This is a genomic window from Kitasatospora sp. NPDC056273 (assembly GCF_042268845.1).
Taxonomy (GTDB): Bacteria; Actinomycetota; Actinomycetes; order Streptomycetales; family Streptomycetaceae; genus Kitasatospora.
The window spans coordinates 28,067-37,960 of record NZ_JBHJSJ010000051.1; the positions used below are offsets into that span (position 1 = coordinate 28,067).

The window sequence follows — 9,894 nt, forward strand, 5'->3', positions numbered from 1 at the left end:
CGGGAGCCAGCCGCACGAGGGAGAGAGTCACATGTCCGGGGTCCAGCAGACGCACAGATCCGAGCAGCGGCCGGAAGCGGCCGAGGTCCTGTGCCGACTGTTCGCGGAGGTGCTCGGCCGGGAGTCGGTCGACCCCGCGGCGGGCTTCTACGACCTGGGCGGCGACCGGCCCGCCGCCGAGCGGCTGCTGGCCCGCGTGCACGAGGAGTTCGGCGTCCGCCTGGAACCGTCCGTCCTGGCGGACGCCCCCACCCCCGCCGCGCTGGCCGCCCGGCTGGCCCGCCCCGACACCCGCCCGACCCTCACCGAGCTGGTCGACGCCCAGGTCGCCCGCACCCCGGACGCCCCCGCCCTGTACGCCGAGGGCACCACCCTCACGTACGCCGAGCTGGACGCCCGAGCCAACCGGCTGGCCCGGGTGCTGGCCGCCCGCGGCCTGGGCACCGAGGACGTCGTCGCGCTGGCCCTGCCGAAGTCCCCCGAGGCGATCGCCGCGATCCTCGCCGTCGCCAAGACCGGCGCCGCCTGGCTGCCCGCCGACCCGGCCTACCCGGCCGAGCGGCTGCGCCACATGCTGACCGACTCCCGCGCCGCCCTGGTGCTCACCACCGCCGGGGCCGCCGCCCAGCTGCCGGAGACCGGCGCCCCCCGGCTGCTGATCGACTCCGCCGAGCACCTCGCCGACCTGGCCGCGCGCTCCGGGGACCGGTTCACCGCCGCCGAGCGGGTACGGCCGGTGAGCGCGCCGAACACCGCGTACGTCATCTACACCTCCGGCTCCACCGGCGTGCCCAAGGGCGTGGCCGTCACCCACACCGGGCTGCCCAGCATGGTCGGCACCCAGGTCGCCGCCACCGGGGTCGGCCCCGGCAGCCGGGTGCTCCAGGCCTCCTCGCTCAGCTTCGACGTCTCGGTCTCGGACCTGTCCGTGGCGCTCACCACCGGCGCCGCCCTGGTGCTGCCGCGCGAGCAGAGCCAGCTGGTCGGCGAGCCGCTGGCCGCCCTGATCGACCGGTTCGGCGTCACCCACGCCGACGTCGCCACCGCGATGATCTCCACCCTGCCCGACCTGCCGATGCCCTCGCTGCGCACCCTGATCGGCGGCGGCGAGGCGGTCTCCCGCGAGCTGGCCGCCCGCTGCGGCCGCGGCCGGCTGATGCTCAACAGCTACGGGCCGACCGAGGCCACCGTCATCGTCAGCATGAGCGAGCCGCTCACCGGCGAGGAGCTGCCCCCGATCGGCCGGCCCTGCCAGGACGTGCGCATCCACGTGCTGGACGAGCAGCTGCGCCAGGTCGAGCCGGGCACCGTCGGCGAGCTGTACCTGGCCGGCCCGCACCTGGCCCGCGGCTACCTGAACCGCCCGGGCCTGACCGCCGAGCGCTTCGTGGCCGACCCGTACGGCGAGCCCGGCGACCGGATGTACCGCACCGGCGACCTCGGCAGCTACCGCCCGGACGGCCAGCTGGACTTCCTCGGCCGGGCCGACGACCAGGTGAAGATCCGCGGCTTCCGGGTGGAGCTCGGCGAGATCGAGCAGACCCTCTCCGCCCACCCCGAGGTGCGCCAGGCCGTGGTGCTGGTCCGCGAGGACCGCCCGGGCGAGCGCCGCCTGGTCGGCTACACCGTCGGCGCCGCCGACCCGGCCGAGCTGCGGGCGTACTGCGCCGAGCGGCTGCCCGACCACATGGTGCCCGTCGTCGTGGTGCTCGACCGGCTGCCGCTCACGCCCAACGGCAAGGTGGACAAGCGCGCCCTGCCCGCGCCGGTGTTCGGCGCCGGCGAGGAGGACGGCCGCGCCCCCGCCGGCGAGCTGGAGCACACCCTGGTCCGGCTGTTCGGCGAGGTGCTGGGCCTGCCCCGGGTGGGCGTCACGGACTCCTTCTTCGAGCTCGGCGGCGACTCCATCGTGGCCATCCAGCTGGTCTCCCGGGCCCGGCACGCGGGCCTCCAGCTCACCCCGCGCGAGGTGTTCCTCGCCCCGACCGTCGAGAAGCTGGCACTGATCGCCCGTCCGCTGGAGGGGCCGGTCGTCGTCGAGCCCGCCGGGTCCGGCCTCGGCGAGGTGCCGCCGACGCCCATCGTGCACTGGCTGGCCGCCCAGCACGGCGCGGTGGAGAGCTTCTACCAGTCCACCCTGCTCACCCTGCCCGCCGGCACCACGCGGGAGCACCTGACCACCGCCGTCCAGGCCCTGCTCGACCACCACGACCTGTTCCGCGCCCGCACCTCCCCGCTCGCCGAGCGCCCCTGGACGCTGCACGTGCCCGAGCCCGGCACCGTCCCCGCCGACGCCGTGCTGCGCCGGGTCGAGGGCCGGGCCGACGCGGACGCGCTGCGCGCCGAGACCGAGGCCGCCCGCGGCCGCCTGTCGCCCGAGGACGGCCGGATGGTCCAGGCCGTGCGCTTCGACGCCGGCCCGGAGCAGCCCTCGCAGCTGCTGCTGGTGATCCACCACCTGGTGGTGGACGGCGTCACCTGGCGCATCGTCGAGGAGGACCTGCTCGGCGCGCTCGCCGCGCTCCGCGAGGACCGCGCCGTCGAGCTCGCCCCGGTGCCCACCTCCTTCCGCCGCTGGGCCCAGCGCCTCACCACCGAGGCCAACACCGACCGCCGGGCCGCCGAACTCCCGCTCTGGCAGGCCGCGTTGGCCACCCCGGATCCGCTGCTCGGCGACCGCCCGCTGGACCCGGCCCAGGACACCTACGCCACCGAGGGCCTGCTGCGGCTCGTGCTGCCCGCCGCGACCACCCGGGCGCTGCTCACCAAGGTCACCGCCGCCTACCACGCCCAGGTCAACGACGTGCTGCTGACCGGGCTGGCCCTGGCCCTCGGCCACTGGCGCGGCCAGGAGACCACCGGGCCCGACGGCGCCGTGCTGGTCACCGTGGAGGGCCACGGCCGCGAGGAGGTCGTCGACGGCGTCGACCTGCACCGCACCGCCGGCTGGTTCACCTCCGTCTACCCCGTCCGGCTCGCCCCCGGGGCGCTGCCCTGGTCCGAGGTCACCGCGGCCGGCCCCGCACTCGGCCGGGCCCTCGGCCGGGTGAAGGAGCAGCTGCGCGCCGTCCCCGACAACGGCATCGGCTTCGGCCTGCTGCGCCACCTCAACCCGGACACCGCCGCCGCGCTGGCCGGGCACGCCGACCCGCAGATCGAGTTCAACTACCTGGGCCGCTTCGCACCCGAGGGCGTCACCGCCGAGGACGTGCTCGCCGGCACCGAGGCGATGTCCGAGGGCGCCGCGACCGGCCTCGCCCTCGGCCGGGTACTCGGCCTGGACGCCACCACCGTGGACACCCCGCAGGGCCCGCTGCTGGTCGCCCAGTGGTCCTACGCCACCGGGCTGCTCTCCGAGGAGCGGGTGCAGGCCTTCGCCGAGGCCTGGTTCGCCGCGCTGGGCGCGCTCTCCGAGCACGCCGAGCGGCCGGACGCGGGCGGGCACACCCCCTCCGACTTCCCGCTGGTCGCCGTCACCCAGGACGAGCTGGACGGGCTCGCCGCCCACCACGCCCCCGCCCGCCTGGTCGACGTCTGGCCGACCTCGCCGCTCCAGCAGGGCATGGCCTTCCACTCGGCGTACGACGCCGACGGCGCGGACGTCTACACCTCGGTCGTCACCTTCGACCTCGACGGCCCGGTGGACGCCGACCGGCTGCGCGCCGCCGCCGAGGCGCTGCTGGTGCGCCAGCCCAACCTCCGGGCCGCCTTCCACCAGCGGCACGACGGCCCGCCGGTGCAGGTCGTCCCGGACGGCGTCGAACTGCCCTTCAGCGTCGTGGACCTGAGCGGCCACGCCGAACCGGAGGCGGAGGCCGGGCGGATCGCCGCCGCCGAGTACGGCCGCCGCTTCGACCTCGACCGCCCGCCGCTGCTGCGCTACACCCTGCTCCGGCTCGCCCCCGGGCGCCACCAGCTGATCGCCTCCGCGCACCACATCCTGCTGGACGGCTGGTCGACCCCGCTGTTCGCCGAGGAGCTGTGGGCGCTGTACTTCGAGCAGCCGATGGCCCCGGCCGCCCCGTACCGCGAGTACCTGCGCTGGATCACCCGGCGCGACGGCGACACCGCCCGCGCCGCCTGGGCCCACGCCCTGGCCGGCGCCGACGAGCCCACCCTGCTCGCCCCCGGCCGCTCGGCGGCCGTCCCGCAGCTGCCGCTGCGCCTGCACACCGGGCTCTCCCCGGAGGCCACCGAGGCCCTCGCCCGCACCGCCCGCCGCTACGGCGTCACCCTCAACACCCTGGTCCAGGCGGCCTGGGGCGTGCTGCTGGCCCGGCTCACCGGGCGCGAGGACGTGCTGTTCGGCACCACCGTCTCCGGCCGGCCGCACGACCTGCCGGGCGTGGAGCGGATGATGGGCCTGCTCATCAACACCGTGCCGGTGCGGGTGCGCCTGGACCAGGCGGAGAGCTGGGGCCAGCTGCTGCTGCGCCTCCAGCACGAGCAGTCCGCGCTGCTGGACCACCAGCACCTCAGCCTCACCGAGATCCAGCAACTCGCCGGCATGGGAAGCCTGTTCGACACCGTCACGGTGTACGGCAACTACCCGGACCCGTCCGCGCTGGACGACGCCGACCCGAGCGGCGCCACCCGCGTCACCCTGGTCGAGGACGTCGACAGCGCCCACTACCCGCTGGTGCTGGCCCTCACCCCCGGCGACGGCCTCCAGCTGCGACTGGACCACCAGCCGGACGCCTTCACCACCGGGGAGGCCCGCGCCCTGCTGGACCGCTTCCTCGCCCTGCTCGACCGGATCGTCGCCGACCCGGCCGAACTCGTCGGCACCGTCGAGGTGTTGACCGCGGCCGAGCGCGCCGAGCTGGTCACCGAGTGGAGCGGCACCAGCACCCCGCTGCCGGAGGGCTCGCTGCCCGAGCTGTTCGAGGCGCGGGCCGCCGCGACCCCGGACGCGCTCGCGCTCACCGCGGACGACGCCGAGCTGACCTACGCCCAGCTCAACGCCCGGGCCAACGGCCTGGCGCTGCGGCTGGTCGAGGCCGGGGTGGTCCGGGAGACGCCGGTCGCGCTGATGATCGACCGCTCGGCCGCCCAGGTGGTGGCGATCCTGGCCGTGCTCAAGGCCGGCGGCCTGTATGTCCCGCTGGACGACGCCCAGCCCGCCGACCGGCTGCGGACCGTCCTCGACGACGCCGGGGCCGCCCTGGTGCTGGCCGACGCCGCCCACCGCGAGCACCCCGCGCTGGCCGGACTGACGGTGCTCGACCCGCACGCCGAGGAGCACCCCGAGAACCTCGGACTGCCGCAGCGCGCCGACCAGTTGGTGTACGTGATGCACACCTCCGGCTCGACCGGCGTGCCCAAGGGCATCGCCATCACCCACCGCGGTGTGGTGGACCTCGCGCTCGGCGGCCAGTTCACCGGCGGCGGCCACGAGCGGCTGCCGGTGCACGCGCCCTCCGCCTTCGACGCCTCCACCTACGAGATCTGGACCCCGCTGCTCTCCGGCGGCCAGCTGGTGATCGCCCCGGCCGGCCGGCTCGGCATCGCCGAGCTGGCGGCGGTGATCGGCCACGAGCGGACCACCTCCGCCTGGATCAGCGTCGGCCTCTTCAACGTGCTGGCCGCCGAGGCCCCGGAGACCTTCACCGGGCTGCACGAGGTGTGGACGGGCGGCGACATCGCCTCGCCGGTCGCCATGCGGCGGGTGCTGGACAGCTGCCCCGGGCTGCGGCTGATCAACGTCTACGGGCCGACCGAGACGACCACCTTCGCCACGCACTTCCCGATGACCTCGGCCGCCGAGGTGCCGGCCGTGGTGCCGATCGGCCGGCCGCTGCCCAACAACCGGCTGTACGTGCTGGACGCCGGGCTGCGCCCGGTGCCGGTCGGCGTGCCCGGCGAGCTGTACATCGGCGGCTCCGGCCTGGCCCGCGGCTACGTCCGACGCCCCGGCCTGACCTCCGAGCGCTTCGTCGCCTGCCCGTTCGGCGAGCCCGGCGGCCGGATGTACCGCACCGGCGACGTGGTGCGCTGGACGCCCACGGGCGAACTGGAGTTCGTCGGTCGAGCGGACGACCAGGTCAAGCTGCGCGGCTTCCGGATCGAACTCGGCGAGGTGGAGGCGGCGTTCACCGCCCACCCGGCGGTCGGCCAGGTCTGCGTGGCGGTCCGCCAGGACCAGCCGGGCGACAAGCGCCTGGTCGCGTACGTCACCGGCGAGGTGCGGGCCGACGCGCTGCGCGACTTCGTCACCGAGCGGCTGCCCGGCTACATGCTGCCCGCCGCGATCGTCGTCCTCGACGAACTGCCGGTGAACCCCAACGGCAAGGTGGACCGCAAGGCCCTGCCCGCGCCCGACTACAACGGCGCCGACGGCGGGCGCGAGCCGCGCAACGCCACCGAGCAGACCCTGTGCGCGCTGTTCGCCGAGGTCCTCGGGCTGGCCCGGATCAGCATCGACGACAACTTCTTCGACCGCGGCGGCCACTCGCTGCTCGCCACCAAGCTGGTCAGCCGCATCCGCGCCGGCCTCGGCGCCGAGCTGCCGATCCGCACGCTCTTCGACAACCCGACGGTGGCCCTGCTGGCCGCCGCCCTGCCCGACTCCGCGGCGGCCCGCCCGGCCCTGCGGCCGGCCGAGCGGCCGGAGCGCGTGCCGCTCTCCTCCGCCCAGCAACGCCTGTGGTTCATCGAGCAGTTCGAGGGCCCCAGCGCGCTCTACAACACCCCCGTCGCGGTCCGACTCACCGGCGCCGTCGACCTGCCCGCCCTGGAGCAGGCCGTCCGGGACGTGGTGGAGCGGCACGAGGTGCTGCGCACCGTCTTCCCGACCGTCGACGGCCAGCCGCACCAACAGGTCGTCGAGGCGGGCGGGTTGTCGCTGCGCCAGGTGCCGGTGGCCGACGAGGGGCAGCTGCGGGCGGCCCTGGTCGCGGCCGGCGAGGAGGTCTTCGACCTCGCCCACGACCTGCCGGTGCGCGCCACCCTGCTGTCGCTGCCGAACGACGAGCACGTCCTGCTGGTGCTGATGCACCACATCGCCAGCGACGGCTGGTCGGTCGGGCCGCTCTTCCGCGACCTCGCCGAGGCCTACCAGGCCCGGACCGCCGGCGCCGCGCCCACCCGCGCGCCGCTGCCGGTGCAGTACGCCGACTACACCCTCTGGCAGCGCGAGCTGCTCGGCACCGACGAGCGGCCCAGCGCCCTGCTGACCGACCAACTCGCCTACTGGCAGCAGGCCCTGGCCGAGGCCCCGGAGGAGCTGGCGCTCCCCTACGACCGTCCGCGCCCGGCCGTGCCGGGGCACCGGGGCGGCCTGGTGGAGGTCACCGTCGACGCCGAACTGCACGGCGCTCTCGGCGAGTTGGCGGCGGCGCAGAACGCCAGCCTGTTCATGGCGCTGCAGGCCGCGGTCGCCACCCTCTACACCCGCCTCGGCGCCGGCACCGACCTGCCGCTCGGCACCCCCGTGGCCGGCCGCACCGACGAGGCCCTGGACGACCTGGTCGGCTTCTTCGTCAACACCCTGCTGCTGCGCACCGACACCAGCGGCGACCCGACCTTCCGCGAGCTGCTCGACCGCGTCCGGCGCGCCGACCTGGACGCCTACGACCACCAGGACATCCCCTTCGAGCGCCTGGTCGAGCACCTCAACCCCACCCGCACCCCCGCCCGCCACCCGCTCTTCCAGACCCTGGTGGCGCTGGAGAGCCGGGTCACGGTGCCGGCCGAGTTCGGCGGCCTGGGCTGCGCGGAGCACCCCTTCGAGCTGGACGTCGCCAAGTTCGACCTGTCCTTCCGCTTCACCGAGCAGGGCCCGCAGGCGGGCCTGACGGTGGCGGTCGAGTACGCGGTCGACCTCTTCGACCACGCCACCGCCACCGCCCTCGGCGAGCGGCTGCTGCGCGTCCTGCGCGCCGCCGCGGCCGCCCCGGACGCCCCGATCGGCGGCATCGAGATCCTCGCCCCGGCCGAGCGCGAGCAGCTGCTCACCGGCTGGAACGACACCGCCGCGCCCGTCCCGGACGCGACCCTGCCGGAGCTGTTCGAGGCGCGGGCCGCCGCCACCCCCGACGCGCCGGCCGTGGTCTTCGGCACCGAGCGGCTGAGCTACGCCGAACTGGACTCCCGGGCCGAGCACCTGGCGGCCCACCTGGCCGGTGCCGGGGTCGGCGCCGAGACGCCGGTGGTCCTGCTGATGGACCGCTCCGCCGACCTGCTGACCGCGATCCTCGCGGTGGCCAAGGCGGGCGGCACCTACGTCCCGCTGGACGACCGGCACCCGGCCGAGCGGCTGCGGCGGATCACCGCCGAGACGGCCGCCGCGCTCGTCCTGGTCGACCCGGCGCACCGCGACCACCCGCTGGCCGCCGACGCCCCCTGCCCCGTCCTGCCGCTCACCGAGGGCTGGTTCGACGGTCCGCGCGAGCGGCGCGCCCACCGGGCCGCGCCCCACCCGGAGCAGCTCGCGTACGTGATGTTCACCTCCGGCTCCACCGGGGAGCCCAAGGGCATCGCGATCAGCCACCGGGACGTGGTGCAGCTCGCCACCGACCCGTGCTGGCGGCACGACGAGGGCCTGCGGGTGCTGTTCCACGCGCCGCACGCCTTCGACGCCTCGACCTACGAGATCTGGGTGCCGCTGCTCTCCGGCGGCCAGGTGGTCGTCGCGCCGCAGGGCGACCTGGACGCGGCCGCCATCCGCGGGCTGGTCCGCGAGCACGCGCTCACCCACGTCCACGTCACCGCCGGTCTGTTCCGGGTCATCGCGGAGGAGGACCCGGGCATCTTCGCCGGTGTGCGCGAGGTGCTGACCGGCGGCGACGTGGTCTCCGCCCCGGCCGTGCGCCGGGTGCTGGAGGCCGTCCCCGGCATCGCGGTGCGGGCCCTGTACGGGCCGACCGAGACCACCCTGTGCGCCACCCAGTACCCGATGCCGGACGCCGCGGCGGTGCCGAACGTGGTGCCGATCGGGCGCCCGCTGGCCAACACCCGGCTGTACGTGCTGGACGCCGCGCTCCAGCCCGTCCCGGCCGGGGTGGCGGGCGAGCTGTACATCGCCGGGGCCGGCCTGGCCCGCGGCTACGTCGGCCGCCCGGCGCTCAGTGCCGAGCGCTTCGTCGCCTGTCCCTTCGACGGGGATGGCGGCCGGATGTACCGCACCGGGGACCTCGCCCGCTGGACGGCGGACGGTGTCCTGGAGTTCCTCGGCCGGGCCGACGACCAGGTCAAGATCCGCGGCTTCCGGATCGAACTCGGCGAGGTGGAGGCGGCGTTCACCGCCCACGAGGGCGTCGGCCAGGCGCTCGCGGTGGTCCGCGAGGACCAGCCGGGCGACAAGCGCCTGGTGGTGTACGCCACCGGCAAGGCCACCGACGGCGAGCTGCGCGCCTTCGTCGCGGACCGCCTCGCCGCCTACATGCTCCCGGCCGCCGTGGTCGTCCTGGACAGCCTGCCGGTCACGGCCAACGGCAAGGTCGACCGCAGGGCCCTGCCCGCGCCCGAGTACGCCGGGGCGGCCGAGGGCCGCGCCCCGCGCACCGAGCGCGAGCGGGAGCTGTGCGCCCTGTTCGCCGAGGTGCTGGGCGTGGAGACGGTCAGCATCGACGACCGGTTCTTCGACCTCGGCGGCCACTCCCTGCTCGCCACCCGGCTGGTCAGCCGGATCCGCGCCACCCTCGGCGCGGAACTGCCGATCCGCACGCTGTTCGACGCGCCAACGGTCGCCGCCCTCGCCGCCGTCCTGCCCGGGGGCGAGGCGGCGCCCGCGCCGAAGAAGGCCCGCCCGGCCCTGCGGCCGATGCGCCGCCCGAGCGGCCAGGCCTGACCCGCGGCAGGACGCGGGCCGCGCCACCGGCACGGCCCGCCCCCGCCGCACGACCGCTCCGCACCACCGGGCACCGCAGCCCCACCAGCCACAGCAGCCGTACG

1 protein-coding gene is annotated in these 9,894 nt (G+C 76.0%); it reads left to right on the plus strand.

Going from position 1 to position 9,894, the window contains the following annotated elements; genetic code table 11:
* Positions 1–31: 31 nt before the first annotated feature.
* A complete protein-coding gene (locus ACFCY1_RS32590; protein WP_375876911.1) occupies positions 32–9,790 on the plus strand; it encodes an amino acid adenylation domain-containing protein in 9,759 nt (3,252 codons plus the stop codon).
* Positions 9,791–9,894: the final 104 nt, after the last annotated feature.

Excerpts from the sequence above, each read along its gene's own strand:
- ACFCY1_RS32590 (WP_375876911.1), top strand. The coding sequence starts at position 32 with ATGTCCGGGGTCCAGCAGACGCACAGATCCGAGCAGCGGCCGGAAGCG.